The sequence below is a fragment of the Rossellomorea pakistanensis genome (genome assembly GCF_016908495.1).
Taxonomy (GTDB): Bacteria; Bacillota; Bacilli; order Bacillales; family Bacillaceae_B; genus Rossellomorea; species Rossellomorea pakistanensis.
Map to the genome: position 1 here is coordinate 716,802 of NZ_JAFBDZ010000003.1, position 26,681 is coordinate 743,482.

31 protein-coding genes and 1 tRNA gene are annotated in these 26,681 nt (G+C 36.2%); 25 read left to right on the forward strand and 7 right to left on the reverse strand.

Going from position 1 to position 26,681, the window contains the following annotated elements; translation table 11 throughout:
- The first annotated feature begins 15 nt into the window (after nucleotides 1-15).
- From JOC86_RS17380 to JOC86_RS17395, 4 genes are all read left to right on the forward strand, one after another.
- Nucleotides 16-795 (forward strand): DeoR/GlpR family DNA-binding transcription regulator, encoded by a 780-nt coding sequence (locus JOC86_RS17380; RefSeq protein WP_205174163.1) that lies wholly within the window; start codon nucleotides 16-18, stop codon nucleotides 793-795.
- A gap of 108 nt (nucleotides 796-903) precedes the next feature.
- Nucleotides 904-1,000 (forward strand) — tRNA-Sec (locus JOC86_RS17385).
- A 398-nt stretch (nucleotides 1,001-1,398) separates the two neighbouring features.
- A complete protein-coding gene (locus tag JOC86_RS17390) occupies nucleotides 1,399-1,932 on the forward strand; it encodes a hypothetical protein (protein ID WP_205174164.1) in 534 nt (177 codons plus the stop codon).
- Nucleotides 1,933-2,073: 141 nt separating this feature from the next.
- A complete protein-coding gene (locus JOC86_RS17395) occupies nucleotides 2,074-2,214 on the forward strand; it encodes a hypothetical protein (protein WP_205174165.1) in 141 nt (46 codons plus the stop codon).
- 157 nt (nucleotides 2,215-2,371) lie between these two features.
- Here the strand turns inward: JOC86_RS17395 and JOC86_RS17400 are convergent, their stop codons facing one another.
- A complete protein-coding gene (locus JOC86_RS17400; RefSeq protein ID WP_205174166.1) occupies nucleotides 2,372-2,980 on the reverse strand; it encodes a lysophospholipid acyltransferase family protein in 609 nt (202 codons plus the stop codon).
- Between the two features lie 166 nt (nucleotides 2,981-3,146).
- Between JOC86_RS17400 and JOC86_RS17405 the strand changes: the two genes are divergently transcribed.
- The 6 genes from JOC86_RS17405 (at nucleotide 3,147) to JOC86_RS17430 (ending at nucleotide 10,481) form a co-directional block, all read left to right on the forward strand.
- On the forward strand, nucleotides 3,147-4,292 hold the full coding sequence (locus JOC86_RS17405; protein WP_205174167.1) for an exonuclease SbcCD subunit D: 1,146 nt from the start codon (nucleotides 3,147-3,149) through the stop codon (nucleotides 4,290-4,292).
- Entirely contained in the window at nucleotides 4,289-7,423 is a 3,135-nt protein-coding gene (locus JOC86_RS17410; protein ID WP_205174168.1) for an AAA family ATPase, read from the forward strand. Before JOC86_RS17405 ends, JOC86_RS17410 begins: the two co-directional genes overlap by 4 nt.
- A 183-nt stretch (nucleotides 7,424-7,606) precedes the next feature.
- On the forward strand, nucleotides 7,607-7,906 hold the full coding sequence (locus JOC86_RS17415; RefSeq protein WP_205174169.1) for a hypothetical protein: 300 nt from the start codon (nucleotides 7,607-7,609) through the stop codon (nucleotides 7,904-7,906).
- Nucleotides 7,903-8,709 carry an acetate and sugar kinases/Hsc70/actin family protein gene (locus tag JOC86_RS17420; protein WP_205174170.1) on the forward strand — a complete coding sequence of 269 codons (807 nt, stop codon included), beginning with the start codon at nucleotides 7,903-7,905 and terminating at the stop codon, nucleotides 8,707-8,709. The genes JOC86_RS17415 and JOC86_RS17420 overlap by 4 nt, the downstream gene beginning before the upstream one ends.
- A 177-nt stretch (nucleotides 8,710-8,886) precedes the next feature.
- Nucleotides 8,887-9,885, forward strand: a complete 999-nt coding sequence (locus JOC86_RS17425; RefSeq protein WP_205174171.1) for a processed acidic surface protein — start codon at nucleotides 8,887-8,889, stop codon at nucleotides 9,883-9,885.
- Entirely contained in the window at nucleotides 9,882-10,481 is a 600-nt protein-coding gene (locus JOC86_RS17430; protein ID WP_205174274.1) for a class D sortase, read from the forward strand. Before JOC86_RS17425 ends, JOC86_RS17430 begins: the two co-directional genes overlap by 4 nt.
- Before the next feature lie 473 nt (nucleotides 10,482-10,954).
- On the opposite strand, the gene JOC86_RS17435 is transcribed toward JOC86_RS17430, so the two are convergent.
- A complete protein-coding gene (locus tag JOC86_RS17435; protein WP_205174172.1) occupies nucleotides 10,955-11,488 on the reverse strand; it encodes a small multi-drug export protein in 534 nt (177 codons plus the stop codon).
- Nucleotides 11,489-11,676: 188 nt separating this feature from the next.
- Between JOC86_RS17435 and JOC86_RS17440 the strand changes: the two genes are divergently transcribed.
- From JOC86_RS17440 to JOC86_RS17450, 3 genes are all read left to right on the forward strand, one after another.
- Nucleotides 11,677-12,261 (forward strand): SCO family protein, encoded by a 585-nt coding sequence (locus tag JOC86_RS17440; protein ID WP_239587654.1) that lies wholly within the window; start codon nucleotides 11,677-11,679, stop codon nucleotides 12,259-12,261.
- A 328-nt stretch (nucleotides 12,262-12,589) separates the two neighbouring features.
- Nucleotides 12,590-13,546, forward strand: coding sequence for an oxygen-dependent tRNA uridine(34) hydroxylase TrhO (gene trhO, locus JOC86_RS17445; RefSeq protein WP_205174173.1), 957 nt, complete (start codon nucleotides 12,590-12,592; stop codon nucleotides 13,544-13,546).
- Nucleotides 13,547-13,717: 171 nt separating this feature from the next.
- The gene (locus JOC86_RS17450; RefSeq protein WP_205174174.1) at nucleotides 13,718-13,864 is read left to right on the forward strand and encodes a hypothetical protein; all 147 of its coding nucleotides are present in this window, start codon (nucleotides 13,718-13,720) and stop codon (nucleotides 13,862-13,864) included.
- 111 nt (nucleotides 13,865-13,975) lie between these two features.
- On the opposite strand, the gene JOC86_RS17455 is transcribed toward JOC86_RS17450, so the two are convergent.
- The 4 genes from JOC86_RS17455 to JOC86_RS17470 all read right to left on the reverse strand — a co-directional run bounded on the left by JOC86_RS17455 (nucleotide 13,976) and on the right by JOC86_RS17470 (nucleotide 15,974).
- Nucleotides 13,976-14,590 carry a LysE family translocator gene (locus tag JOC86_RS17455; protein ID WP_205174175.1) on the reverse strand — a complete coding sequence of 205 codons (615 nt, stop codon included), beginning with the start codon at nucleotides 14,588-14,590 and terminating at the stop codon, nucleotides 13,976-13,978.
- Between the two features lie 101 nt (nucleotides 14,591-14,691).
- Nucleotides 14,692-15,006 (reverse strand): DMT family transporter, encoded by a 315-nt coding sequence (locus tag JOC86_RS17460; RefSeq protein ID WP_205174176.1) that lies wholly within the window; start codon nucleotides 15,004-15,006, stop codon nucleotides 14,692-14,694.
- Between the two features lie 17 nt (nucleotides 15,007-15,023).
- A complete protein-coding gene (locus JOC86_RS17465; RefSeq protein ID WP_205174177.1) occupies nucleotides 15,024-15,383 on the reverse strand; it encodes a DMT family transporter in 360 nt (119 codons plus the stop codon).
- The gene (locus JOC86_RS17470) at nucleotides 15,384-15,974 is read right to left on the reverse strand and encodes a TetR/AcrR family transcriptional regulator (protein ID WP_205174178.1); all 591 of its coding nucleotides are present in this window, start codon (nucleotides 15,972-15,974) and stop codon (nucleotides 15,384-15,386) included.
- Between the two features lie 129 nt (nucleotides 15,975-16,103).
- Between JOC86_RS17470 and JOC86_RS17475 the strand changes: the two genes are divergently transcribed.
- From JOC86_RS17475 to JOC86_RS17530, 12 genes are all read left to right on the forward strand, one after another.
- Nucleotides 16,104-16,586, forward strand: a complete 483-nt coding sequence (locus JOC86_RS17475; protein ID WP_205174179.1) for a GNAT family N-acetyltransferase — start codon at nucleotides 16,104-16,106, stop codon at nucleotides 16,584-16,586.
- Between the two features lie 37 nt (nucleotides 16,587-16,623).
- Nucleotides 16,624-16,794 (forward strand): hypothetical protein, encoded by a 171-nt coding sequence (locus JOC86_RS17480; protein ID WP_205174180.1) that lies wholly within the window; start codon nucleotides 16,624-16,626, stop codon nucleotides 16,792-16,794.
- 10 nt (nucleotides 16,795-16,804) lie between these two features.
- Nucleotides 16,805-18,688: a selenocysteine-specific translation elongation factor gene (gene selB / locus JOC86_RS17485; protein ID WP_205174181.1), complete on the forward strand. Its 1,884-nt coding sequence runs from the start codon at nucleotides 16,805-16,807 to the stop codon at nucleotides 18,686-18,688.
- Nucleotides 18,689-18,836: 148 nt separating this feature from the next.
- Nucleotides 18,837-19,376 (forward strand): RDD family protein, encoded by a 540-nt coding sequence (locus JOC86_RS17490; protein ID WP_205174182.1) that lies wholly within the window; start codon nucleotides 18,837-18,839, stop codon nucleotides 19,374-19,376.
- Between the two features lie 204 nt (nucleotides 19,377-19,580).
- Nucleotides 19,581-20,582, forward strand: coding sequence for a permease (locus JOC86_RS17495; RefSeq protein WP_205174183.1), 1,002 nt, complete (start codon nucleotides 19,581-19,583; stop codon nucleotides 20,580-20,582).
- A gap of 12 nt (nucleotides 20,583-20,594) precedes the next feature.
- Nucleotides 20,595-21,497: a TIGR03943 family putative permease subunit gene (locus JOC86_RS17500; protein WP_205174184.1), complete on the forward strand. Its 903-nt coding sequence runs from the start codon at nucleotides 20,595-20,597 to the stop codon at nucleotides 21,495-21,497.
- Between the two features lie 151 nt (nucleotides 21,498-21,648).
- Entirely contained in the window at nucleotides 21,649-22,833 is a 1,185-nt protein-coding gene (locus JOC86_RS17505; RefSeq protein ID WP_205174185.1) for a GTP-binding protein, read from the forward strand.
- Between the two features lie 248 nt (nucleotides 22,834-23,081).
- Entirely contained in the window at nucleotides 23,082-23,894 is an 813-nt protein-coding gene (locus JOC86_RS17510) for a DUF2785 domain-containing protein (protein ID WP_205174186.1), read from the forward strand.
- A gap of 15 nt (nucleotides 23,895-23,909) precedes the next feature.
- Entirely contained in the window at nucleotides 23,910-24,344 is a 435-nt protein-coding gene (locus tag JOC86_RS17515; RefSeq protein ID WP_205174187.1) for a MerR family transcriptional regulator, read from the forward strand.
- A complete protein-coding gene (locus JOC86_RS17520; RefSeq protein WP_205174188.1) occupies nucleotides 24,334-24,717 on the forward strand; it encodes a hypothetical protein in 384 nt (127 codons plus the stop codon). Before JOC86_RS17515 ends, JOC86_RS17520 begins: the two co-directional genes overlap by 11 nt.
- On the forward strand, nucleotides 24,718-24,855 hold the full coding sequence (locus tag JOC86_RS17525; RefSeq protein WP_205174189.1) for a hypothetical protein: 138 nt from the start codon (nucleotides 24,718-24,720) through the stop codon (nucleotides 24,853-24,855).
- Nucleotides 24,852-25,319 (forward strand): GNAT family N-acetyltransferase, encoded by a 468-nt coding sequence (locus JOC86_RS17530; protein ID WP_205174190.1) that lies wholly within the window; start codon nucleotides 24,852-24,854, stop codon nucleotides 25,317-25,319. Before JOC86_RS17525 ends, JOC86_RS17530 begins: the two co-directional genes overlap by 4 nt.
- A gap of 99 nt (nucleotides 25,320-25,418) precedes the next feature.
- Here JOC86_RS17530 and JOC86_RS17535 read toward each other — a convergent pair whose 3' ends face one another.
- The gene (locus JOC86_RS17535; protein WP_205174191.1) at nucleotides 25,419-26,540 is read right to left on the reverse strand and encodes a metal ABC transporter solute-binding protein, Zn/Mn family; all 1,122 of its coding nucleotides are present in this window, start codon (nucleotides 26,538-26,540) and stop codon (nucleotides 25,419-25,421) included.
- Nucleotides 26,541-26,681: the final 141 nt, after the last annotated feature.

The window sequence follows — 26,681 nt, forward strand, 5'->3', positions numbered from 1 at the left end:
GAAAGGGAATAGGATATGTCGCTTTTAGCTGAAGAAAGAAAGACGATTATCATGGCGGAAATAGATGAGTTTGGTCAAGTTAGAGTGAACGAATTGGCGAAAAAATTTGACGTGTCTACAGAAACGATCCGCCGTTATCTAGAAGAGCTTGAGAGTGAAAAAAAATTAAAAAAGGTGTATGGTGGGGCTGTAAAGGTGAATGATGAGATCGGTGAACCCACCATGTATGAAAGAGAAATCATTCGAATTGACGAAAAGAAAAAAATAGCAAACCGGGCAATAGCCTGTATCGAAGATCGAGACGTGATCGTCATAGACGAAGGGAGTACAACGTTACAAATGGTAAAGGGGTTATGTGAAAAGCGAAATCTTACAGTCGTAACCAACTCTTTTCCGGTAGCTTCTATGCTCATGTCTTACTCCAATAAACAACAGTTTGATGGAGAAGTGATCTTTATTGGCGGGAAGGTCCGCTCACTTCATTATCGTTCATCAGGGTCATTGTCAGAAAAAATCGCAGAGGAATTCTTCCCAGATAAAGCATTTATCTCTGCGGATGGGATTGTGTCTAAACAAGGGGTTATGAGTTTTGATTTAGAAAAATCCTTGCTTGCACAGGTTTATATTAAGAATGCTTCTACATCGTATATTTTGGCGGATCATTCCAAAATTGACACAAAAGCAAATTATCGACTGGCTAGTATGGAAGATATAGATTATATCATTAGTGATATCGATATTCCAGGACATTGGAAGACGGTAAGAGGAATAGAAGATAAGTGGTTATCCTGTTAATCATGTGAATTTATTAAGTACTTCTCCAAATAAAAGGAGGGGTACTATTTTTTTATACAAAATCCTTGAATTCTTTTCCATCATTGACCATAATAAAAAGTATTCCATGGGGCTGATCGTGTTGCTGGTGCATACCTAGGTCTTCAAAACCTCTTGGGAGGCGCGTGCCGTCTCCGCTGGGTTCGATTCCCAGGCAGTCCCGCCAATTTTATTAATGATAATGAAATGAATATAGCTATTTTTAAGCTACTCGAATACTTGAGTAGCTATTTTGATTGTTTTTATCATTAAGGGGCATGTAGGAATTCCGACATTATTCTATTTTAGGAAGTTAGTCAGATACATACGGGATATAAGATTGTTGATTGTCAAAATGACGAATAAATTATTTTATGGTCCTAATTGTAGTATTTACATCGTGGTGCATAAAAATGACAATTTACCTTATTTTTCAAATATTTGTAAAATTTAAACTTTGGAGAAAACAGGAAATATTTCTTTACGTCCGAATCTTCAACATGATATGATTCAAATTGGTTATAGATGGAAAGCGAAACAGTCAACCATTTTATAACTATAAGATCTAATTAGGGGGTTACATAGATGAAAAAGTTATGGGCGCTAGGTTTAGCATTATTGTTAGTAGCAGCAGGATGCTCTGATAACAATGCAGAAGAACCGGCAGACAAAGAGAAAGATACTAAAGAAGAATCAACTGAATCTAAAGACACTTCTGGTGCAGTGATGGATTTTTATCTGAACCTGACATCAACGCTTAACGGTTTAGACGGTAAATTAAATGAGTATGAAGCTGAAATTGCTTCTGATGAACCACCAACTAAAGAAGAACTTGCTACACTTAAAAAAGAAGCTGCTGAATCAGCAGGTAATGTAGTAAAAGAATTAGAAGGTATGGAAGTTAGCGACGACCTTGGAGATGTAAAGAAAGATCTAGAAACTTTCGTGAAAACTCTTACTGAATCTTACCAAATGAAAGCTGATGCCCTGGCTAAAGAAGGGGAAGTAAATCTTGATGCAGCGAATGGGAAGTTTACAGAAGCTGCTGAACAAATAGGGGCTGTTCAAGAAGAAGTAGGTCTTGCCAAATCCACTCTTGAAAATGACTTAAATGGCTAATTAAAATGGGTAGGCCCTATTGGACCTACCTTTTATTATTGGGAAATTTGTTACTTGATTTATCAAAATTCATTTATTTACTACCAAAAAAACGCCACCAACATAGAATAAAGTATGAAACCTTAAAGGTGGTATGTCGTAGTGAAACGGCGGCGTTCTGGTAGAAAGGAATGGACGGATTTGATACGTAACCTGTCCTATTTCGAATTCAAGAAAGAAAAACTAGATGAGTATTTTCTGGAACTTGATGAGTTATTGGAAAGGCTAAACAAAGTTGATTGAGATGAGTTCTTCTTAATAGGGGATCTTTAATCAATCAACCTTTTATTTTTAGATTAAATTTTCCCAACTGATTAAAGAAATAAAGAGGTTATCCCTAATTGATTGGGATAACCTCTTTAATTTTTTGTATAGGTGCGTGGTTATACTTGAAATATAATCAAGAAACTCTTTCTCTGTTGTCCTTTGATCCTAATGATTGAAATATTTGAGAGAGTTCAAGTGATTTGTTTTCAATGAGTTCTTTTCCTGATAGAGGTAGATTCGTGAAATCTAGTTCTTTTCCTATATAGACCTTTATGGGTTTTCTACTTAACAATTCTTTGAAAGTTTTCGGTCCATCATACTTTGCTGGGATCAATGGTACGGAAGCTTTATAAGCAATTGTAACTGCTCCGCGCTTTAAAGCTAGATCTTCTTCTGTTCTTGTACCAGTAGGGAAAATACCGACTACATGACCAGATCGTAGTAATTTTAGTGGTGTTTTCAATACACTTGGACCCGGGTTTTCCCGATTCACTGGAAATGCATGTATTTTTGGAAGAAGATGCTTAAGAATCATCAATTGAAACAATTCTTGTTTTGCCATATAGTGAACATTTCTTGGCCACACGCTAAAAGCAAGGAAAAGGACATCTAACCAAGTACTATGATTACAAACAATTACATAGCTACCATCTTTAGGGAGTCGTTCTCTGTTCATTACAGTGAGTTTTCCTCCAAATAGAGTCATAACACTCTTAGCTAAACGATAAATAAATGAATACATCTTTTTACACTCCATCTTTTTTCTTATGAAAATTTTAACCTATTTTTACTAGGAAAAATAGATAGGATTGACAAAAAAAGGGGGCAATTTGAACAAAACGTTTCGTAAAAGAATAACAAGGTTTTGATATAATCATAGATAGGAAAATGGATGAAGAGGTGATTAGATGAAATTTATACATACAGCCGATTGGCATTTAGGGAAATTAGTACATGGGATTTATATGACGGCAGAACAGCGCGAAGTTTTGCTTCAATTTGTTCAATTGGTTAAAGAAGAAAAGCCAGATGCCATTGTCATTGCAGGAGATCTTTATGATCGGTCCGTTCCTCCAACAGAAGCAGTTGAATTACTGGATGAAATTCTATTCAAAATAAATGTTGAATTAAAAACTCCAATTATAGCGATTTCAGGAAATCATGATAGCGCTGAACGACTTTCTTTTGGGTCATCATGGTACAAACATAGTCAATTTCATTTGAAAGGAAAGCTGACAAAAGACTTCACGCCGGTGAAAATAAAAGGAGTTAATTTTCATTTAGTGCCATATGCAGAACCAGGGATTGTCCGTCAATTGTTAAATGATGAACGTATTGTTTCCCATCATGACGCAATGAAAGCAGTCGTTGAGAGGATTCAGGAAGAGATGGATCCGAATGAGTTACATGTGTTTGTGGGACATGCCTTTGTTTTAGGCGGGAAGACGACCGATTCTGAACGAACCTTGTCAGTTGGTGGTTCTGGATGTGTAGGTGCGGAGGTTTTTGAGTGTTTTCACTATACCGCCCTAGGTCATTTACATAGTCCAGATGCCATTAAACACGATACCATTAAATATTCGGGCTCACTCCTAAAATATTCTTTTTCAGAAGCGAAGCAGCGGAAATGTGTGTGCATCGTAGAACTTGATGAGAATGGAAAGGTATCTATAGGGGAGCGTTCCCTCACACCTTCTAAAGATATGAGGGAAATTGAGGGTTACATAGATGATTTAGTAGACCCTAGTTTTTATACTGATCAACAAATAAATGATTATTTGAAAATCACCTTATATGATGAGGGAGCCCTTATGGATCCAATCAATAAATTACGTCAAATTTATCCTAATGTACTTCATCTTGAACGAAAGATTGACCGTATCGATTCTCGGCAAAAAGACGAAATGGAAGTGCGCCAACAAGAAAAAAAATCAGAGCTTGAGCTATTTGAAGAATTTTATCAAGACATGACCACTCTCCCATATTCAGAAGAGAAAAAGAAGATCATTGCAAGTGTCATGGAAAAAGCGAAAAAGGTGGTGGAAAGTAAATGAAGCCAATAAAGCTAACAATGCAAGCATTTGGCCCCTATGCAGGGGAGGAAACGATAGATTTTGAAGCCCTTGAAAACCGAACAATGTTTGTCATTTCTGGAAAAACCGGATCTGGAAAAACCACGATTTTTGATGGGATTTCCTATGCAATTTACGGGAAAGCTTCTGGTGAAGATAGAAATGGAACCGACCTTCGAAGTCAATTTGCAAATGATGACATGATGACAGAAGTAAGCCTGGATTTTTCCCTTCGAGGTAAGACCTATCATATTTGGCGATCTCCACAACAGGAAAAGAAAAAAGCCCGGGGTGATGGATATACGACTGTAAATGCCCGAGCAGAATTATATGTTTTCAACGAGGATGGCGACAAACAAATAATCGGGTCAAATGTGAGGGAAGTCGAAGAAAAAATTAAAATGATCATACAATTAGATGCCAATCAATTCCGGCAAATATTAATGATTCCACAGGGTGAGTTTCGTAAGCTTCTTACATCTGAAAGTAAAGATAAGGAACTTATACTCCAGCGGCTATTTCACACTGAATATTACAAAGTGATCCAAGATCAGCTTAAAGATGAAAGTGATGAATTAAAACAAAATGTAGAGAAATCAATCGAAATTAGAACAAGACTATTATTAAATTTACACTATGAGGAAAATGAACCACTTAAAGAGGAGCTATTGGCCCCGTCCTTGAATGATAAAAAAATAATAGAGCTCCTTCTTCCTCATTTAGATCAGATGAACAAAGAGCTAGAAGGAATGAAAGTAAATTTTGAAAATAAACAAAAAGAGCGGGATTCTCTACAAAAAAAGATTATTGAAGCAGAAGGACTTCTCGAACAGTTTAAGCTTCGAAACCAATTACGAGCAGAACAAAGAAACTTAGAAACAAGGAAAGCTCTCATAGACGATAAGAAAAAAGAAATTTCACAAGCCCATAAAGCGGCTCGCCTTCTTCAGCAAGATGAATATTGTCATAAATTAAAGCGTGATTTAGACATTATTAAAAGGGAAGAGCTTCAATTGAGAACGTCCCTAGAAGTAGGAAAGAAAAAGCTCGAAAAGGCTGAAAATCAGTGGAATGTTGAAAAGGATAAAGAGATTGAGCGTATAAATGCAGTGAAAAAGGTGAATCAGCTAGATGCAATGCAAAAAAACGTTTATTCTTTTTCACAGCTTGAAAAAGAAGTACTTAAACTGAAAAATCAATTGTCATATGAAAACACGTCACTAGAAAAATTACAATCTTTAATAGCAAATTCAAAGCAGCAGTTGATTGAGAAGGAAAAACAAAAAGAGGAGCTTGAGAATGTTAAAGAGCAGCTTTTTGTAAAGGAAAAGGAGCTGTCTCATAAAGAATCCATTGAAAAACAACTTAGAAATGTAAAGAACATTGAGAACGAAGAAAGCAAGCTTTTGAAGCTGACTAATGATAAAAAAGAGAAGCACGAGCACACTGTGAGAAGGGTAGAAGATGCTCGACTAACCTTACAACATCTGGAGGAGAAATGGCAGCGTGGACAAGCAGGAATCCTCGCGATGAAGCTGAAAGATAAACACCCGTGCCCGGTATGTGGTTCGATTCATCATCCAAATCCTGAGCGATCCCAGGACGATCTTCCCTTAGAAGGGGACCTAAAAGGCGCAAAAGAGGCCCTTTCCATTGCTGAGAAAGAAGAGGGTCAAGCTGAAAGAGAATTTTATGAGGTAGATGCAAAACTGAAAGCACGGAAAGAGGCTCTTGAACAGTCGATATCAGAAGTATCAGAAGAAATAACTGGGTTCACTCTAGAGCAGCTTGATCTTTTCATTCGTGATACAGAACAGATGAAAAAGGAATTACAACGATTTATTAATGAAGCAAAGGAACAATGTTCGAAACTTTCATCATTACGTAATCAGCTTCTTCTAATAAAAGAAAAACTTACAGAGTATGAAGAAAAATATCAGCAAGGAATGCAGCAATTTCAAGATTTAAAAGACCAATTTTCAAATGAAAATGCAAAACTTGAGAATCTTAAGGAGACAATTCCTGCAGAAATTCGATCAAAAGAAAGCTTCGACCGAGCTATACTGCAAGCACAGAGTAACCGTGATGCTTTACAGAAAGCATTTGAGGATGCCCAAAATCAGTTTCATCGCCTAGATAATGAAGTTTCTGTGAAGGTAGCTCAAGTAAAAGATAAAGAAGGGCAAATGAATGCTTGCGAGGAAGCATTAAAAAAAGAGCGCCAGATCTTCTTAAATCTTTTAGAAGAACAAGGATTTGATCATTATCGCAGCTTCCATGATGCAAAAAGAACAGATGCCCAAATGATCTTCTTAGAAAAAGAAGTCCAACAGTTTGGCGAGGAATTACGATCTGTTACTGATCGACTGAAGGATATAGAAAAAAGTCTTGAAAACAAAGAAATGCCGGAATTAGAGAATCTAAAAACAGAATTTAGAAATGTAAGTAATGAACTGCAAACAATAAACAACCAAGTAAATGAGCAAAGAAACAAAATAAAAGATAATGAGCAAATTCGTGAACAGGTACGACAGGTAAATGAAGATATGAAAGAGCTTGAAGAACGATATAAATTAGTGGGACATTTAGCAGAAATGGCCCGTGGACAAAATGCACATCGAATCACCTTTGAACGTTATGTCTTGGCATCATTTTTAGAAGAAATATTACGAGTTGCTAATGACCGGTTAACAAAAATGACTTCTGGAAGGTTTCAATTAATCAGGAAACGTAACAGAAGCAAAGGAAATGTTCAAAGTGGACTTGAATTATTGGTTTTTGATCAATATACAGGGCAAGAGCGACATGTGAAGACTTTATCTGGAGGAGAAAGCTTCAAAGCTGCATTAGCTCTTGCCTTAGGTCTAGCGGACGTTGTACAACAATATGCTGGTGGTGTTTCATTAGAGACGATGTTCATTGATGAAGGATTTGGTACCTTAGATCCAGAATCGCTTGATCACGCAATTGAAGCTCTAATGGACATTCAAAACAGCGGTCGTTTAGTTGGAATCATTTCGCATGTTCCAGAGCTAAAGGAGCGAATTGATGCACGTTTAGAAGTCATTTCTACACAGGTTGGGAGTCGAACCGAATTTCAGTTCTTAGCTTAATGAAAGGAAAAGAGTCAATCATGTGTTGGCTCTTTTTTATCGTGTATAAGGAAATAAAATGTGGAAAAGGATAACAAGATATAGATTGAATTGATTTTCAAATTCTAACCATTCATCTTTAAATTAACATAATTTTCGAATAACATAGAAGTGTAAGATAAAATCAAATGGCAGGTGTGAGAGATGAAATTATTCTTTTATATTTTGGTCATCATTATTGCAGGAGGCGTTTCCTTTGGATGGAGCTGGAAAAGACTACTTGATTTTAATAGCTATAGGAAACCGTTTATTGAAGGATCTGTTTTAACTTTTTTAATATTGTTTGTATCCTCTATTTGGTGGTACTTTACTGAGAGTAACCCTGAAGTTGGTATGACCGGAATCTTTTACAACCTGATAGCCTTTCTTGTGATTATTACGTGCAATGGATTTATTCTAGCGTTATTGTTCTCTAAGAAAAAACAGAGAGAAGGATTGTCATGAAACGGATTGGAATAGATGCTGGGGGTTCATTAGTTAAAGTAGTTTATGAGGAGAAGGGGAGACGTCATTATAAAACATTTGAGGTAGCTGAAATAGGGAGTATCCTGAATTGGCTTCATTTGATTGCACCAGAAGCACATTATTTTGTAACGGGAGGCAGTGCTAGTCAATTAAAGGATAAACTATCAACAATGACAGAGGTTCCAGAGTTTGATGCTGTCTGTAAAGGGGCTCAGGTTTTACTCAATGAAGAATTAGAATTAGATGAATCGTTTCTATTAGTGAGTATTGGGACAGGAACATCGTATTTTATAGTAGAACCAGGTTCAGGCTTTAATAGACTGCTTGGAAGTGGAATTGGCGGGGGAACTTTTATGGGGCTCGGAAATATGCTGACGGGAGTAAAGGAATTTAATGGACTTGTAGAGCTTGCGAGTAAAGGTGACCGTACATCTGTAGATTTAATGGTTAAAGATTTGTACACTTCAGGGCCAACTCCTATACCTGGTCACTTAACCGCTTCAAATTTTGCAAAAGGAAAAAGAGGCAGTTATGCAGTAGAAGATGCCGTCAGGGCTCTTATAAATATGATTGCTGAAACAACGGTTTTGATGGCGAATGGGACCTCCAAGATTCATGGAATTCGAAAATGGGTTTTTGTTGGCAGTACGGTAAATGGAAACCAACCATTGAAAGATGATCTTACACAATTCCAAGATATGATTCCCTATGAACCTATCTTTTTGACCCATGGGGCTTATGCTGGAGCAGTGGGTGCCTTGGTGAATCGAAATAATTATTAAATAACTATAATTATATTATGTAAAGTTCAGGCAACCACTCTGAGGAGATCAGAGTGGTTTTTTGACGGAAAATTATAATTGAAAAAATTTGATAAATCAATTCTATCCAAAAAATTTTTATTCGATTATATTTAATTTGTTATCTTATAAAAATGCAGAAAGAAGGAAAAGAGAAAAATGAAGAAGTGGCTTATCGGTCTTATATTAGCGTTAGTAGGTTTTGCGTTTACACCATTTGTAAGTCATGCCGCAATAATCGAAGAAGAGTTGGAAGACTTCCTATTGGAGAATAATCTAACGGAAGAAGAACTTGTGGAGCATCTATCATTCTATTACGATGAAGAACTCGCTTCATTCGCTTCGATTAATGAGCTATCTGACTATATTGGTGAGAGATTAACAGAGGAAAATCTTCTCCCGGTATTAGAAAGTCATGGCTTTGTTTCAGTAGAGGAAGCAACGAATTATTTAATAGAATATGGCGAAATTCTTGAAGGAGAAGATATAATCTCTACTTACCTTTTTACAAGTGCACTAGATGAGACGCTATATTTTTATGAAGAGGTTGAATTCGATGCAGAAGAAATTGGCTTAGATGAATTTGATTTAACGAGTGAAGAAATGACGGCTTTATTTGAGCATTTAATGACACTTGAAATTGATGATAAAGAGTTTGAAGAAAAATTATTAGCGTTAGATGCACGTTTAATGGCTTTAGGTGATTTTGAATCAGCGGAGGATTTAACTACTGCTCAAATTGAAGAATTGTACAATGTTATGAATGAATTGCTTGCACTCTTTAAACTACAGGCAAAGTTTTATTTGTTGGATGCTGATGGAAATACCAGGCTTCTATCAAGCCAAGAACTAATTTCTTTAGAATCTACAAATGGACAAGATCTTCTAATTGAAATTTATGACCTTAATGGCAACTTTTTAGCTGATATGATTTTTACATCGGATATGTTCGATTCAGAATGGTTTGAAGAAACAACGGAATCGATTGCTTCTCCTGAAACCGTTAAAGCAGTTACTGAACCACTCAAGACATCGGTTAAAGGGGCAAAGCTTCCGAAGACAGCAGGATTCTATACTGAAAAACTTATTGTTGGGATTGCACTTCTTTTAATGGGACTTTTATTATTTAGAAAATGGCGTGCGATGACAAGCAAATGAATAAAGCGGTAGTCATTTGTTTAGCTATCCTTTTTCTTATAGCAGGGGGAAGCTTAATCTTTACCAATGGGTTGATCTTATTTAAAGGGAATACAATGAAACCAGTTACTTCTGAAAAAATAGCTTCTGAAGTGAGTGGTGAGCCAAACGATACATCCCTATATGCTCACAAACCAAAAATCGGTGAAGAAATCGGTACGTTAACGATTCCGAAACTAGAGCAGTCATTGGCCATCTATCATGGTGCCAATGAAGATGAACTTGAAAAAGGTGTGGGTCACTATCATGGAAGTGTCCTTCCTGGTGAAAATGATAATTCTGTTTTATCAGGACATCGGGATACCGTATTCCGACAACTTGGAGAAGTTAAAATCGGGGATATGCTAGTGGTTACAACCGAAGCGGGTGAATTCACGTATAAGGTTCAAAAAATCAGGATTGTTGATCCAGATGATCGTACAATTGTTGTTCCTAAACCAAGAGCGACCTTAACTGTCAGTACATGCTATCCCTTCCGATTTATTGGACCCGCTCCAGAAAGGTATGTCTTAATCTCTACGTTAGTTGATTCCAAGATTTATAGTAAAAAAAGCTAAAAGAGGCTGTCCTAAAAGGGGCAGGAACTACCTTGTAATATGGTTCCTGACACCTTGGTTATAGGACAGCTTTTCCTATTAAACAATTATTATAGAAAGTTAGTTCATTCCTCTTTTATCAGAACTCGATATAGAACATATCTCCCTGTCTACATTTGGGATTTAATGATTATTTTCTCTCCTTGATCATTTGGAAATATAAGATCAGATCCTAGTTGCTCTTCAAATTTTCATCCTATTTCTTTTTTACTCTGAATGATTTCTTTATTTGCTTCTTTTTGAGATAACTTCGTTAGGTACCAATTATTGTCTTGGTTCTGCTTGACATTTGTTAATGCTCCGCAAGAGCCCTCTGTTTCTAAATGATTTTAATTGGTTACTATTATTAAACGGTAAGGAAGGAATGGATACGTATAAACATACACCTAAGATAACGATAGTAATTCCAGTGAATGTGATCGATTTTTTCATCATTATTCCTTTTCAATTAAGTCGGTAAGGAATCCCTTATACTCATCTGTGCTTACAAACAATCCTAGTCCATAATATGTGGCCACAGTTGTGATGACCGTCCATAGTGTTAAACTCGCTATCATCCAGCCTGTAACCCATTTACGTTTCGCTCCAAAGCTCATACTCATGAATGCGGCAATATGGGAGCCGACTATTAGTGGTCCGATAATTGTTAGACCTGGAAGCCCGTATTGGTTCCACAGCTTATTGGCTCGTTTTGAACGTTTAGTTTCAATAACTTCTTCATTTGAAGAGGAAACGATTCCTTCTGCTGCCATTTGTTTTTTCTTTTTACGCTTGAGCAAATATCCCTTCACTTTGTCTACCAGAAATATTACAAATAATACCGTAATGAGATTCCCTAAAAAAGCTGCTAGTGCTACAGGGATAGGTGAAAGTCCTGATACAATTCCAAGAGGAACAATCCCGATAATTTCCAATAAGGGAGTTGCTGCTAATAAAAATATCATGATGTAAGCCCAAATAATATCCATAAATAATTCTCCTTTTCAATGATGCTTTTATTGTAACAAATAATGGTAAAACTAGCATTTAAGAAGTTATCTTCACAAAATCTTCAAGAAATCTTCATGGAAACCTGTTAACACGAATTGTTTTTCGAGAGGGGTTCGTCTAACATATAAAATGAAATACATAGTTCTTTATCCTTGGAGGGGTTACCTTGAAAAAATATAGCTTAATGATCCTTTTGGTGGGAGTCCTTCTCTTATCTGCCTGCGGTGGTGGTTTCAAAGCAGATACGGATTGGGAAGTTCAAGATTTCTCATATGTAAATCAAAATAATGAAAAGGTCAGCTTGAATGATTTAAAAGGGAAAGTGTGGATTGCAGATTTTGTTTTTACGAACTGTGAAACGGTCTGTCCCCCAATGACGTATAATATGACACAACTTCAAAAAAAGCTAAAGGAAGAAGGGATAACCGATTACCAAATCGTTTCCTTCAGTGTCGATCCCGAAGTAGATAAGCCAGAAGTGTTAAAAGAATATATCAGTAAATATGAAGCAAATACTGAGAAATGGGATCTACTTACAGGCTATTCGATGGATGAAATTTCGGAGTTCGCTGAAAAATCATTTAAAACGATCGTTGCCGACGATCCTAAATCAGATCAAGTTGTACATGGTACAAGCTTCTATCTTGTTAATCAAGAAGGTGTTGTCGTAAAAAATTATACTGGTATAGAGGAAGTACCATTTGATCAAATCGCAAGTGATATTGAAGCACTTATTGAAGAAGGAAAGTAGGGAGCCATTTTGGTTCCTTTTTTTATTAGATAAGAATGTATTTAAATTTGGAGTGATTATGGATAAAAAAGTTTGTCAGTGGCAAGCGTAAGCGCATAGGCCTTTGGGTCATAAGCCAAGCCCCTAGAAAGGGAAATATCACCCTCCCTAGGTGGTTCGTCTTATGCTTGTCAGGCCTGTTCAATGCGCTTCCGCTTTTCTTATGAAAAACTAGGGCTTAACCATTCATGTATTTTTTGCTATAATGTTCATTTGTAAGAGAAAAGTGTATTACAATACGCCCATACATTTATATCTTGCAAATATAAATCAATAGGTGGTAATAAAAATGAATCAGTATAGAGTGCTTTTATACTACAAATATGTAACCATAGAAAACCCTGAAGAGTTTACAGCCCAACATAAAGAATTTTGTGATTCCTTAGGGTTAAAAGGAAGAATTCTCATTGCATCTGAGGGAATCAACGGGACTGTATCAGGAACTGTGGAACAAACAAGTCAATACATGGATACTATGAAAAAAGATCCGCGTTTTGAAGATATGGTATATAAAATAGATGAAGCAAATGAGCATGCATTCCCAAAAATGAAAGTCCGTCATCGTCCAGAGCTTGTGACTCTTCGTTTAGAAGATGATGTAAATCCTAACAAAACGACGGGAGAATATTTGGATCCTAAAGAATTTTATAAAAGATTACAGGATGAAGATACCGTTGTTCTCGATGCTCGTAATGATTATGAATATGACTTAGGTCATTTTAGAGGGGCCATTAAACCGGACATTGAAAACTTCCGCGATCTCCCTCAATGGGTAAGAGAAAATAAAGAAATTTTAGAAGGTAAGAAAATTATTACGTACTGTACTGGCGGCATTCGTTGTGAAAAATTCTCTGGCTGGCTTGTAAAAGAAGGTTTTGAGGATGTTGGCCAATTACATGGAGGGATTGTTACGTATGGGAAAGACCCAGAAGTTCAAGGTGAACTGTGGGATGGTCAGCTCTACGTATTTGATGAGCGAATTGGTGTGCCAGTTAACCAAAAAGAGCATGTTGTCGTTGGAAAAGATTATTTCTCAGGTGAGCCTTGTGAACGTTACGTCAACTGTGCGAACCCATTCTGTAATAAAAAGATTTTATGTTCAGAAGAAAATGAACATAAATATTTAAGAAGCTGTTCACATGAATGTCGTACACATGAGCGCAATCGATATATTATTGAGCATGATTTAACGGAAGAAGAAGTGGCAGAACGAATGGAAAAGATTAAAGAAACGGAAAAGGCTTAAAACCTTGGAAATGAAACGAGTAAATTCATTAAATGGATTTGCTCGTTTTTTTATGGAGGGATGGTGGCGAAACTCATTTGATTTGGGCATATATTTTCTAAGGAAAGAAAATTCAGATATATTGAAACCTTTTTTGTTTTGATTCGTAAAATAATAATGGAGGGGATATACATGTTATGGTCTATAATCATAACGATCTCTGTCTTGGTTGTTCTTGGACTTGCTGGTGCATTAGGAAGAAGAGCTGTGCATCGAAATAACGAAGAGCAGCTGGAGGAGATGGAAAGGGTTAGAAATAATCATTGGCCAGGTGTATGACGACGATTAAAAAATCTATTGTAATAAGGAGAACCACCACGTCCATATAAGTATTGATTATAGACGTGGTGGCTCAGGACCATTGTCTTCAGACAGACATTTATAAGATAGTTAATGATTTTTCTCCAATGCTAATTTAAGTCCAAATCCTATTAGGACCAGTCCAGTTGCTTTGTCCATAACTTTTTGCACTTTAGGGGAAAGCAGCCAGTCACGCATATAGTTTATAAAAAATACATAGATAAAAAACCAAGTAATGGAAAGAATTGTGTAGATAATTCCCATCATAATAAGCTGATAAATTGTTCCTGAACCAGCATTCACAAATTGCGGAAGGAAGGTTAAGAAGAACATTGCTACCTTTGGATTAAGCACATTTGATAATAATCCTTGTTTATAAGCTGAATTTCGCTTTGATATCTGGCTTGAATCCGCTATATCGCTTTTCTTTTTCGACCAAAAGGAAGAAAGACCTAGATAAATTAAATAAATGGCACCTACATATTTAACGATTTCAAATGCAATAGCGGACTGCATGAGTATAGCAGACAAACCGAATGCAGCGGCAAAAGTATGAATCAGACATCCCGTTGAAATTCCTAAAGCCATTTGAAATCCTGTCGTCCTACCAGTTGATATGGTTCTCTTCGTAATGAGTGCGGTATCAATTCCAGGGCTCATGACGACGAAAAGGGAGAGTAATAAAAACGTAAAGAATTCATTCATTTCGTTTCCCTCCTGACCTGAATTTTTTTGAAATTTAACTAAATTTACCACACTTCAAATCGATTGTTAAGAAAAATATTAAGGTAGGGGTTGATTTCTTTCTATGAAACGAGTTTCAACCCTGCAATACTAATGATGATCCCACTAATCAATAAGATTCGAATCCGATCTTTCGATTCATTAAAAAAAAGCATTCCGACAAGAACACTTCCAGCCGAACCGATTCCAGTCCAAATTGCATAGGCGGTTCCAACAGGTAAGGTTTTGACTGATAGAGAAAGTAAATAAAAGCTTATAGCACCGAAAACTATACACGATAAGCTTGGAATAAGTTTTTTAAATCCTTCAGATAATTTCATGGAAAGGACACCGCCAACCTCTGCGAACCCAGCAATAATTAAACAAATCCATGCCATGATGTTCACCTCTAATCTTAAGATTGTAATGATTCTTGTTCATTAGTTGAAGCTGTCTTTTCATGATTGGTTAATTTTAAACCTATCACACAAGATAATAGCAGTAGAATAAAGAATATTTTCAGAAACGAGACAGGCTCTTCAAGAAATACCATTCCAATAATGGCAGTCCCTGCTGCTCCGATACCCGTAAAAATGGCATATGCCGTCCCAATGGGAATGAGCTTTATTGCTTTTGCGAAAAAATAGAAGCTAGAAGCAATTAGTACAATCGTGATCATGCTTGGTAAAAGGAGTGAGAACCCATTCGAATACTTTAAGCCTAACGCCCACGCAATTTCTAATAAACCACCAATAATTAAAAACATCCACGCCATTTATTTCACCTCATTACTAATTCCATTCCAATAAACTTGCCATGATCCTTCTACTATTTGTTCAAACTTCTCGAACGAATCTACAATGTTACTGCGTGTAAAAATACCATCCAATAGACAATTAAAACTATTAACGTAAGGCTGAATATCGGCTGCTGGTATTTCCCCTTTATTCATTGATTCTTTAAACAAACCAGCCATCATTTCATCAAACTCACGCTCAAAACGAATATTCATTTCATTAATTCTCTCCTTTAAAAGTTCAGGAGGAAACAGTAACATCCGTTTATAAAATAGGATAAGATCCTGATCCTCCCAGCACATTTTGGCATTTTCTATAATGATCTGATAAAGTGTAGCTTTTACTGAAGAATTTTTATCAGTAATCAATTGAAAAAATTGTTCATTATAGCCTTTAAATACTTTTTCTAATGCAGTTAGCAAGATATCATCCTTACTTGAAAAGTGATTATAAAGAGACGGTTTTTTTATTCCTACAAGCTTTGCAATATCTGCTAAGGAAGCACCTTCATACCCTTTTTGTGCAAATAATGAAATGGAAGTGTTGAGAATTTTGGTTTGAGTATCCATTTACATCCCTCCTTAAACTAACGATCGGTAGTTAGTATCGTAGCATAGATTTTATTATAAGTAAATCAACAAAGGAATTAAAAATTTTATGTCGAATGATTGAATGATAGAATAGGGGAGGAATCATCGATGGAGATAAGTATTAGAACAGTAATGGTAAAAGATGCGGAAAGAATAAGTGAAATCATGAGACAAGAAAAAGTATTGCCAAATATCATTTCCCTTCCAAGCATGAGAACGGAAAAGATGGAGGAGCGGTTGAAAAACGCAACCGCTGAAAACCATGAGTTTGTTGCTGAGGTTAATGGGATGGTTGTTGGGTTTTGTGGTTTACATCAAGGACGAGGCAGGCGTTCACATAGTGGAACCCTTTTTATCATGGTGGACGAAGAGTATCATGGAAAGGGAGTCGGAACGGCCCTGATAGAAAAAGTCATCGACCTTGCTGATCAATGGCTGCTTCTTGAGAGGATTGAACTAACAGTAATCGAGAACAATTCAAAAGCAAAATTACTTTATGAGCGCCTTGGATTTGTTGAAGAAGGACTGGCACACGGAACGATCGTACAACATGGGCAATATGTTGGCGAATATCAAATGGCTAGATACTGACCAAACGGAACAATTCAAGAAAGGATGAATACCACTTTTGAAGAAGAAAAACAGTAAAAAACTATGGCTTTTTGACCTATTTATTACCATCATCATTTTTTTATGGATGATGGCCAACTTCTATAACGGTGAAACAGTGAAAGGATTTATATTTTTAATCTTATTTATCGTTATGATTGCTGTTTTATCATTTAAAAAAAGAAGATAGGGGGAGGAGAGTGAATAAACGATACTACACGATTGGCATGGCCGGTCATATTGATCATGGAAAAACAACTTTAACAAAAGCGTTAACAAACATAGATACGGATCGATTAAAAGAAGAAAAAGAACGGAATATTTCTATTGAGCCGGGCTTTGCTCCTCTTTTTGAGGATGAACAAATACAGGTATCTGTCGTTGATGTACCTGGTCATGAACGTTTTATCAGGCAGATGATTGCAGGAGTGGCAGGAATAGACCTCGTTGTTCTGGTTGTTGCAGCGGATGAGGGAGTTATGCCGCAAACGAAAGAGCACTTAGAAATCCTTTCTTTTCTTGGAATTAAATCTGGTATTGTTGCCTTAACCAAAATAGATCGAGTAGAAAAGGATCTCTATGATATAGCAAGGGAAGAAATTACAGAAGAGCTAGTCGGAACCGTGTTCGAAGGAGCCCCTATAGTTTTAGTCGATAGTTTGTCTGGGAAAGGGGTAGAGGAAGTAAAGACATATATTACAAAAACCATCGGGAAACAAGAAACGACGAGGATTCAAGGGGATTTTCGACTGCCCATTGATCAAGTTTTTACCGTAAAAGGACAAGGAACGGTTGTACGTGGAACCGTTTACGAAGGGATGGTAGAAGAAGGAGAAACTCTCCATGTTTTGCCATTAGGATTAGAAACCCGAGCCCGTCAAATTCAAGTTCATCAAAAAGGAGCAAAAATGGTCTATGGAGGTCAGCGTGCTGCCATCAACCTTTCAACACTTGCTAAAAATCAAATAAGACGTGGGGACGTTTTAGTGAAATCACCACATTTTACCGTGACAAAAACGGTAGATGTAACCCTTAATCTTGTTCAAGATCTACAATATGAGGTAAAACAACGTATGCTTGTGAAAGTTCATACTGGTACTGCAGAGGTAATAGGAAAAATTGTTTTCTTTGATCGTAATGATGTTATGACAACTGATGAAGAGATTTATTGCCAATTGCGTTTGGAAGAACCCATTGTCACGAAGCGAAACGATCGATTTATTGTGCGAAGACCGACTCCGAGTGAAACGATCGGGGGCGGAGAAATTATTGATCCAAATGGAGCCCGATATAAATTTGGTGAAGAAACTATTGCCAAGCTGAAAGCAAAACGTGAAGGTGCTCCTGAAGAAAGACTTTTACGAGTAATCCAGAACTGGAAAGTAGGAAGTCGCGATGAAATCCTACAGAAAACATCACTATCAGGTGATGAGCTTGATGCTGTTCTGTGTATAAATGACTGGATTACGATTAATGGCAGCCAGATTACACATTCGTCATTAGTAAAACAGTTATATACATATATCTCAAATAAACTTGAGGACTTTCACAATAAAGAGTCAATGAAATACGGGATAGATAAAGCAGAGCTTATTCAATCTCTCCAACCAGTTTGGGATAAGCAATTAGTTGAATATGTCCTTTCTCAAGGAAAGGACTGGAAGCAGGATGGCCCAATTATTTCTAAAGATAATTTTACTCCTCATGTCCCTTCACAGTGGAAAAAGCGTTCGGAAAATAGTCTCCTAAGTTTGAAAGAGTCAGGTAGGAAAGTGGAACCAATTGAGGTTTATTTAGTTAATGAAGGAATACCAAAGGAGCTCCAATCCTCTTTCATTCATTTTTATCGTGAGCAAAAACTGATTGTTCAACTGGAGGGTTCAGTTTGTTGGCATATAGAGGTATTTGATCATGCTTTAAAAATGTTAGTTGATCAAACGAATGAAACTTTTTCAATTAGCGAGGCGAAAGAAATACTAGGGCTTTCACGAAAATATATGATTCCATTTTTAGAATGCCTTGACAAAAAAGGATTCACTTTCAGGGATGGTGGGGAGAGAAGGTGGAAGGACGAAAGTAAATAGTTGCGGGATTCAGAAAAAGGCATTTCCTATTTTTAGATGGAAGTGTCTTTTTTTATTCAGAATTCAAGGGATGAATAATAACACTTTATAATAAATCTACCTAAATCGTTAGGTATGTTAATACACTAAATATGGGAGGGATGGAAAAATGTACTCAACAAATTCTGCTTCAATGAAACGAAGAATGATTGCACTGCTAATTGATTATCTTATTATTATGGCGTACGGAGCTTTCCTATTAAGTATTTCATTTCTTCTTGGGCATCCACTTAATCCATTATTCGAAAATTCGGCTATGGTCGCCCAAACAGCCGGATTTATATTCGTAACTTTACCCGTTTTCCTTTATTTCTTTCTAACGGAATCTTCCAGTCTTGGCGGTACAATCGGAAAGAAGAAAATGAGTCTAAAAGTGGTTTGTATCAATGGATTGAAATTGAAAAGAGGAAGGTCCTTCATGAGATCATTTATAAAATTTCTTCCATGGGAGCTTGCTCATTTTGGAGTATATAGATTAATTCTTCCCACTAATATCAGTGAATCTACCATCGTGACTCTATTAGTTGTGGTCAATATGATCACAATGCTCTATTTGATTACGCCAATGTTTAATCGTGAAAGGAAATCGGTCTATGATTGGCTAGCGGGTACGAAAGTGGTAAAGGAAGAGGCGGATGAACAGATTTAGTTGTATAAAAATTTTATGAAAATTCCGGTGAAATCCTACAATAAATCCACATTAATTACACGATCTACACTTCTACATCTTTCATTCTTAAAAACTATTCCAATAAAAATCCGTCATAGAATCCTTGGACAAGCATACTCTTTATTATAAAACGAAATCATTACGGTTACTATATATGGAATATAATATGAAGGAGTGAAAAGTATGAATGCTTTTAAGGAATCAGCACAGGATGTAATAGGAGTCTTATTGTTCGGTTGTTTTTTGTTATTGTTTATAGCCGGTGATTGGGTAAAAAATTTTTTTCCTAAAGAGTTTCCCAATGATTCATTATTAAATATTAGTACGATCTTTTTGAGTATTATTCTCGAAGCCATCCCGTTTATTTTAATTGGTGTATTTGCATCTGCCATTATACAAGTCTTTATCTCTGAGAATATGTTAAAAAAGTTGATTCCAAAAAACCGACCATATATGGCGCTTGTCCCAGCAGCTTTGGTCGGTGCGTTACTACCTGTTTGCGAGTGTGCGATTGTCCCGGTGGCAAGGAGATTAATTAAAAAAGGAGTTCCCCAACATCTAGGTATCGTCATTATGGTAACGGCACCAATTTTGAATCCCATAGTATTGGCCTCTACTTATTACGCATTTCAAAGTAATATGTTGGTGGTTTGGGGAAGAATGGGTATTGCATTTGTTGCTGCGATTTTCATTGGAGCATTATTGTACAGGCTTTACGGAACGAAAAATGCCCTCATAGAAGAAACGAATCATGGACATGTTCACCATCAACTCGGTAAGCAAAATAAAGTGCTTCAAACCATCATACATGCAAGCGATGAATTTTTTGATATGGGAAAATATCTGATCATCGGAGCGTTAGCGGCCTCTATTTTTCAAACGTTTCTTAATCGCGAAGTACTGATTACATTAGGAAGTGGAGATCTTATAGCTCCAGCCATAATGATGGGGTTTGCTTATATTGTCTCATTATGTTCTGAAGCAGATGCTTTCGTTGCATCATCCTTTGGGACCATATTTACCTCCTCATCTTTACTTGCCTTTCTCGTTTATGGTCCTATGATTGATTTCAAAAATACACTATTAATGTTGGCCTATTTTAAAAAGAGGTTTGTTGTTCTCTTCATTGTTGTTGTAACCCTTGTAGTCTACCTGTCAATTTTACTATTTCAACAATTAATCTAAAGAGGTGAACACATGAATTCACAGCATCGATTTCATACATTTATAAGAGGTATTATATTGATCGGTTATGCTTTAATGATTTTTAAATTATTCATCACATTTAATCTCCAAAACTTTGTTGCATCAAAAATGCATCTCTATTTATATTTTGGTCTAGGTGTGTTTATTTTTCTTGGAGCCGTACAGGTGATAAGGGGAACTTCAGCAGATGGGGAAGAAAATCAATGTGGTTGTGGGGGACATGAACTGCCAAAAGGGGCTTTTCGATCAATTTTAATTTATAGTCTTTTTGTCCTTCCAATTTTAGCAGGTTTTCTTTTTCCGAGTAATCTTCTCGATAGCACCGTCGCGGCGAAAAGGGGAGTAAAATACGGGGAAGGATTATTTACTAAGCTACCTTCTTCGTCAGAAAAAAGCTCTGAAGAAGCGTCTGAGGACCCTAAGGAAATCAAATTTAATATCACACCAACTATTGATCATAATGCGAACTTTCCAATAGAATCAGATTTTGAAAAATTAAAAGAACTTGTTCATGCTGCTGAAAAAATTTATGTAAGAGAGGAACAATTTATTCCTACCTTAAGTATTATCAATGAAAATGCGGAAGAATTTATTGGACGTGAAATTCAAATGACGGGGTTTGTTTACAAGGATGAGAGTTTTTCTGAAGATGAAATCGTCGTTTCTAGATTTACAATCACTTGCTGTGTGGCTGATGCATCTGTTTATGGGCTCCTAGCTAAAGATGCTTCACTATCGAAGTTAGAGTCCGATAAATGGATTAAAGTAAGCGGTATTATTGATACGATTGAATTTAATGGTAGTAAGATGCCCGTTATCAAAAATCCAGTTTATGAAGTCATTCAAGTCCCTAAGAATCCATATGTTGAAGAGTTTTATATGAGGATTGAGTAAGGATGGATGAAAATTAATTGATATAAGTAGTGAATCTGATAAAAAATTCACTACTTTTTTATTTTTATATTTATTGATTCCCCTTGTAAAACTTAATGTTCTATTGTACAATATAAATCGTAATAATTACGATTTAAGAAAGGGTAATAATATGAATCGAATACCAGTTACTGTCTTAAGTGGATATTTAGGATCAGGAAAAACAACATTATTAAATCATATTCTTCATAATCGTGAGGATAAAAAAATTGCTGTGATTGTCAATGATATGAGTGAGGTCAATATTGATGCATCATTAGTTAAGCAAGGAGTATTTTCAAGAACGGAAGAAAAGCTAGTAGAACTTCAAAACGGTTGTATTTGTTGCACTTTGAGAGAAGATTTAATCATAGAAGTAGAAAAACTAGTAAATGCAGGGGAAATTGATTATATCGTAATAGAGTCGACGGGGATATCCGAGCCAATTCCAGTTGCACAAACCTTTACATATATGGATGAGGAATTAAATGTAAATCTATCAACACATACAAAACTTGATACAATGGTCACGATTGTTGATGCCAATCGTTTTTGGAGTGACTATGCAAGTGGAGAGAGTCTTCTTGATCGGAAAGAAGCAATGGATGAACATGATACGCGTGAAGTTGTCGACCTTCTAATTGATCAAATTGAATTTGCGAATGTGATCATTTTAAATAAAATTGATTTAGTCGAGGATATTGATGTAAAGGAGTTAAGAGGGGTACTGCAGAAATTAAATGCCGATGCCACTATCATTGATACATCACACTCAAAAATTCCGCTGGACAAAGTCTTAAATACAGGATTATTTGATTTTGAGAAAGCATCAGAAGGAGCTGGCTGGATAAAAGAATTAAACGAGGAACATATTCCAGAAACGGAGGAATATGGTATTTCCTCCTTTGTATATCGGCGTAAAAGACCATTTCACCCGGAACGATTCATGGAATGGATGGAAGACTGGCCAGTAGATATAGTGCGTGCCAAAGGTTTCTTTTGGTTACCAACAAGAAATAATCTGGCAGGCTTACTTTCTCAAGCAGGTCCATCGATTACAATCCAAGGGGCTGGGGAATGGGTAGCTGCGTATCCTGAAGCCGAAAGGAAGCAGATCTTATTAGAAGAGCCGGAACTGAAAGGGAAATGGGATCCAGTACATGGTGACCGAATGACAGAAATAGTCCTTATTGGATTAGATATGAACCGAAAAGATGTAGAGAAATCGTTAGATCATTGCTTATTAACAGATGAAGAAATGCTATCTGATTGGTCGACATTACACGATCCCCTACCAGCATTTGTAGAGCAGGTATAGTATGAAAGGTGAAGCCTAAACAGGGGTTTCACCTTTTTAGTTTACTATTCAAATCAAATTTTAAAATATAGTGGCAAGTACTCCCTTTCAGGAGATGATCACTAAGTGTAAGTTAATTTTATTAAAATTTACAATTAACTAGTTGAATTGAGTTGATGTGAATAGGATAATTAGACTATAAAGTTACTGAAAATTCCATTTTTACAAATGCGACATCAGCTATTATTTTTATTAAGGAGATGGGGATAGTGAATTTGAAAGAAGAGCTGAAGAAATTAATCTTATTGAAGGACAATGAATTACGATCCATAGATTTAGATCCGATTATGAAAGAAATGTTAAGACGCATAGGCTCCATAGATCCGGTACTCCGTGATGATATGATTTATATGTTTTTTTCTAGATTAATTCAAGGAGAATTTTTAAAGGATGAACAGCTGAAGTACATATTAGAAGTTGCCATGGATGATGATCATTTATTTTACAGGATAGAAGAAATCAATACAGACAGCGTTTTCACTAGATCTTTTTCATCCCTTGTTATGGCATTAGTGATACATGTGGATAGCAAGAAAACATTTCTTCCTCTAGATCTTGTCATGAACGCATTTAATAGAACAATAGAGTATTTTTATGAAGAAGGAGACTTAAGAGGATATGTAGAAGAAAAAGGGTGGGCGCATAGTGTCGCACATGGAGCAGACTTAATGGAGGCTTTCATCAATCATCCCAAAATCAAAACCGGTTTTTACAGGGAAGTTCTAGAAGCAATCGAACAGTTTGTTTTACGAGATCATGGGGTGTACATAGATAATGAAGATGAACGACTGATCTTTCCAATTGAAGCAATGCTGAAGTGGGAAACAGTAGAAATTGTAGAATGGATCCATGGTTTAGGCTCGAAAGTTATGAAGGTAATAGGAGAAAGCAGATATTTTCATCTTAGAATTAATGTTTCCAACTTTTTGAAAACCCTCTATTTTCGTTTGAGATTTAACGAGAGTACTGCTTTTATATCCCCTCATATAGAAGGAATTCTTAAAAACCTTTATCAAAAATAAAAAAGGACGAATTGTATGAATGAAACCTTACTAAAATCTAAGATTCCAGAGCTTCAAGCGTGTACAAACATTTCCGAAATTAATAAAGGATTTTCAGGTGACAAGAAATACTTGATCGAATTCGACAACGGTCGTAACTATCTATTAAGAACCAGCAGCCTATCTAATTTTTCTAGAAAAGAAGCAGAGTTTAAGGTTTTAAGAGAAATGAAACGTTATGACGTACTTATTCAAGAACCAATCAGTATAGGTATATCAGTTCGAACACTTCGTTATGATGATGAAATAGATTTAGTAAAATCGAGCAAAAAAGAGCTGAATGGAAGAAGATTATACTCAAACCAGGACCTTGTGAAGCTTGAGAAAGTTCAGATTCTAAAGTCACTCTCGCTTTCTCTTGATGATATTAAGCATTTAGTGGAAGAGATTTCTACGATTAATGTTTCTTAAAGCTCAAAGGAAGCAGCTAATAGAGCAAGTGGAGGAATTAACAAATTCAATAGATAGGATTAATACATTTCTGAATAGGAATGATATTGAAAGTAATTTTGATTGGGAAAAACTACTTCCTCTAATTCAATCTTTAAAGAATAGAAAAGATTCATGGGAGAATTATTTTGAAGAAGAGGAAATTAGAATTCTAAAATCGAATATCCCAAAGATGGAGGATGATTCAATGGTGACCAAGCAGTGGTTAGCGATCGTGAATCGAATCCAATACTGTCTTAGGAAGAAGATACTGCCTGAATCCGAGGAAGGAGCCATTTTAGCAAAAGATATCATTCTTTTATCTGAACAGACATTTAATGGTGATCAGGAATAGATGAACAAGTTTTGGAATATAAGAAAATCAGAAAATGCTAGTGAAGCAGGTTTATTTCCTATATCTAAAGAAATACTTGAATTTATTGATCGTGTCGTTCGTAATGTTGAGATGAGTTCGAAGGGGGAGGAAGTATGAAATTAAGAGAGGCTTGTATTGATGATGTTTGGACACTTAATGAATGGTTTATTGCCCAAGAGGATTGTTTAAACACTATCAATAAATCGACTTTTTCGGAAGAGGATTTTCTTCATTGGCTAAAAGCAACGGATCAGCATTGTTTTATATTAGAGGAAAGTCGTCAGCCAATAGCCTATGGTGAGGTTTGGGTGGATGATGAAGGTAGAGATTTAGAATTTGCTCATCTTGTCGTAGCCCCAAATAGTAGGAATCAAGGGGTTGGGAGAAAGTTAGTTTTATTATTGGAAGGGAAAGCTCAACAATATCATTATCCATGGATTTATATTAGAGTCAGACCTGAGAACGAGGTGGCAAGGCGTTGCTATAAAGGTGCTGGTTTTCTAGAAGACAGCAGCCTTCGTGAGCTATTCGATGAGAATTGGGTGTGGTTAAAGAAGGAGAATTTTGGTGGAGTTTTTTAATGTGTATGGTGGAGATTAGAGAATGACTAATTGAAGTGACTTCATTATTAATATAGAATGGGGAAGCTCAATGCACTGAACTCCCCAGTTTTTTCAATACTATTTCTTTTCTAGCGCTTTTTCCAATGTCTCAATATTTTGCCTCATTAAACTGAAATAATCTTCTTCGTTCTTAATGTCTTCTTCTGTAAGGACAGATAGATTGTGGAGACGAAGAGGGTCAGCGTTAATTTCTTTTCGAATGACTTCCGCCACTTTTGGGGTGACGTTTTGTTCGAACAGAATATATTTAATCTTATGTTCCTTTGCAATCTCGATGATTTCTTGTAATTCTTTTTGTGAAGGTTCGTCAGTTGGTGAAAGACCCGTGACCGGTATTTGCTGAATGCCAAAAGACTGTTCCCAATACCCATAAGCAGCATGAGAGACGACAATTTCTGGATTTTCTTTTCCTTCTACTAGCTTATGAAACTCATGATCAAGCTTTTCAAGGTTTGTATTTAGTTCTTCAAAGTTCTTGTTGAATGTTTTTTTATCATCAGGTGATAATTCAATTAGTGCATTTTTGATATTTTCGGCAAGTGTTATCGATTTATATGGATCTAACCAAACATGTGGATCGTTATCTCCGTGGTCATGGTGGTGATCGTGTTCTTCTTCATGGCTATGCTCCTTTTCGGAGTGAGTGCCTTTTTCATCATGGTTATGGTCTTCCTCGGAATGAGTGCTACTTTCTTCGTGACTATGTTCTTCTTCTGAATGAGTACTCTTATCATCATGATTATGTTGTGCTTCAGAGTGACTCTCTTCATTATGAGTATGTTCATGTGCGCCACTAATGACATCTATTCCCTTTGATGCTTCTAGCATTAAAGTTTTTTCAGAATCAACGGCTTTCTTAATTTTTTCAGCATAAGGTTCCATGCCTAATCCGTTGTAAATGAAAGCATCAGCTTCAGCTACAGCAATTAAATCCTTTGTTGTCGGTTCAAAAGTATGAGCATCTCCTCCAGCTGGAATCAATGTTTTAACTTCAACTTTATTTCCACCGATTTTCTCAGCAAAATCTTTAAGTGGGTATAGTGTTGTATAAATTGTCAGTTTTTCATTTTCATTGTTCTTGCTCTTTTCCGAATTAGCTTCTTCTGTATTGGAACCACAAGCCGCTAAAAAGGTTGATAGAACAAAAATACTTCCTAATAAAATCTTTCTGATCTTCAATATAAAAACTCCTCTCAAAATTCATTCCTAAACTATTTTATCGTAATGATTACGTTTTGTAAATAAGAATTATTTCGATTTATTCAAAAGGTTTTCAATTTGATTCAGTTCGATTTACTACACTAAAGCACCGCGGGACGG

Bases quoted from the DNA above. Each gene is read 5' to 3' on its own strand.
- JOC86_RS17380 (WP_205174163.1), top strand. From the start codon at position 16: ATGTCGCTTTTAGCTGAAGAAAGAAAGACGATTATCATGGCGGAAATA.
- JOC86_RS17390 (WP_205174164.1), top strand. From the start codon at position 1,399: ATGAAAAAGTTATGGGCGCTAGGTTTAGCATTATTGTTAGTAGCAGCA.
- JOC86_RS17400 (WP_205174166.1), bottom strand. From the start codon at position 2,980: ATGTATTCATTTATTTATCGTTTAGCTAAGAGTGTTATGACTCTATTT.
- JOC86_RS17405 (WP_205174167.1), top strand. From the start codon at position 3,147: ATGAAATTTATACATACAGCCGATTGGCATTTAGGGAAATTAGTACAT.
- JOC86_RS17410 (WP_205174168.1), top strand. From the start codon at position 4,289: ATGAAGCCAATAAAGCTAACAATGCAAGCATTTGGCCCCTATGCAGGG.
- JOC86_RS17415 (WP_205174169.1), top strand. From the start codon at position 7,607: ATGAAATTATTCTTTTATATTTTGGTCATCATTATTGCAGGAGGCGTT.
- JOC86_RS17420 (WP_205174170.1), top strand. From the start codon at position 7,903: ATGAAACGGATTGGAATAGATGCTGGGGGTTCATTAGTTAAAGTAGTT.
- JOC86_RS17425 (WP_205174171.1), top strand. From the start codon at position 8,887: ATGAAGAAGTGGCTTATCGGTCTTATATTAGCGTTAGTAGGTTTTGCG.
- JOC86_RS17430 (WP_205174274.1), top strand. From the start codon at position 9,882: ATGAATAAAGCGGTAGTCATTTGTTTAGCTATCCTTTTTCTTATAGCA.
- JOC86_RS17435 (WP_205174172.1), bottom strand. From the start codon at position 11,488: ATGGATATTATTTGGGCTTACATCATGATATTTTTATTAGCAGCAACT.
- trhO (WP_205174173.1), top strand. From the start codon at position 12,590: ATGAATCAGTATAGAGTGCTTTTATACTACAAATATGTAACCATAGAA.
- JOC86_RS17450 (WP_205174174.1), top strand. From the start codon at position 13,718: ATGTTATGGTCTATAATCATAACGATCTCTGTCTTGGTTGTTCTTGGA.
- JOC86_RS17455 (WP_205174175.1), bottom strand. From the start codon at position 14,590: ATGAATGAATTCTTTACGTTTTTATTACTCTCCCTTTTCGTCGTCATG.
- JOC86_RS17460 (WP_205174176.1), bottom strand. From the start codon at position 15,006: ATGGCATGGATTTGTTTAATTATTGCTGGGTTCGCAGAGGTTGGCGGT.
- JOC86_RS17465 (WP_205174177.1), bottom strand. From the start codon at position 15,383: ATGGCGTGGATGTTTTTAATTATTGGTGGTTTATTAGAAATTGCGTGG.
- JOC86_RS17470 (WP_205174178.1), bottom strand. From the start codon at position 15,974: ATGGATACTCAAACCAAAATTCTCAACACTTCCATTTCATTATTTGCA.
- JOC86_RS17475 (WP_205174179.1), top strand. From the start codon at position 16,104: ATGGAGATAAGTATTAGAACAGTAATGGTAAAAGATGCGGAAAGAATA.
- JOC86_RS17490 (WP_205174182.1), top strand. From the start codon at position 18,837: ATGTACTCAACAAATTCTGCTTCAATGAAACGAAGAATGATTGCACTG.
- JOC86_RS17495 (WP_205174183.1), top strand. From the start codon at position 19,581: ATGAATGCTTTTAAGGAATCAGCACAGGATGTAATAGGAGTCTTATTG.
- JOC86_RS17500 (WP_205174184.1), top strand. From the start codon at position 20,595: ATGAATTCACAGCATCGATTTCATACATTTATAAGAGGTATTATATTG.
- JOC86_RS17505 (WP_205174185.1), top strand. From the start codon at position 21,649: ATGAATCGAATACCAGTTACTGTCTTAAGTGGATATTTAGGATCAGGA.
- JOC86_RS17515 (WP_205174187.1), top strand. From the start codon at position 23,910: ATGAATGAAACCTTACTAAAATCTAAGATTCCAGAGCTTCAAGCGTGT.
- JOC86_RS17520 (WP_205174188.1), top strand. From the start codon at position 24,334: ATGTTTCTTAAAGCTCAAAGGAAGCAGCTAATAGAGCAAGTGGAGGAA.
- JOC86_RS17525 (WP_205174189.1), top strand. From the start codon at position 24,718: ATGAACAAGTTTTGGAATATAAGAAAATCAGAAAATGCTAGTGAAGCA.
- JOC86_RS17530 (WP_205174190.1), top strand. From the start codon at position 24,852: ATGAAATTAAGAGAGGCTTGTATTGATGATGTTTGGACACTTAATGAA.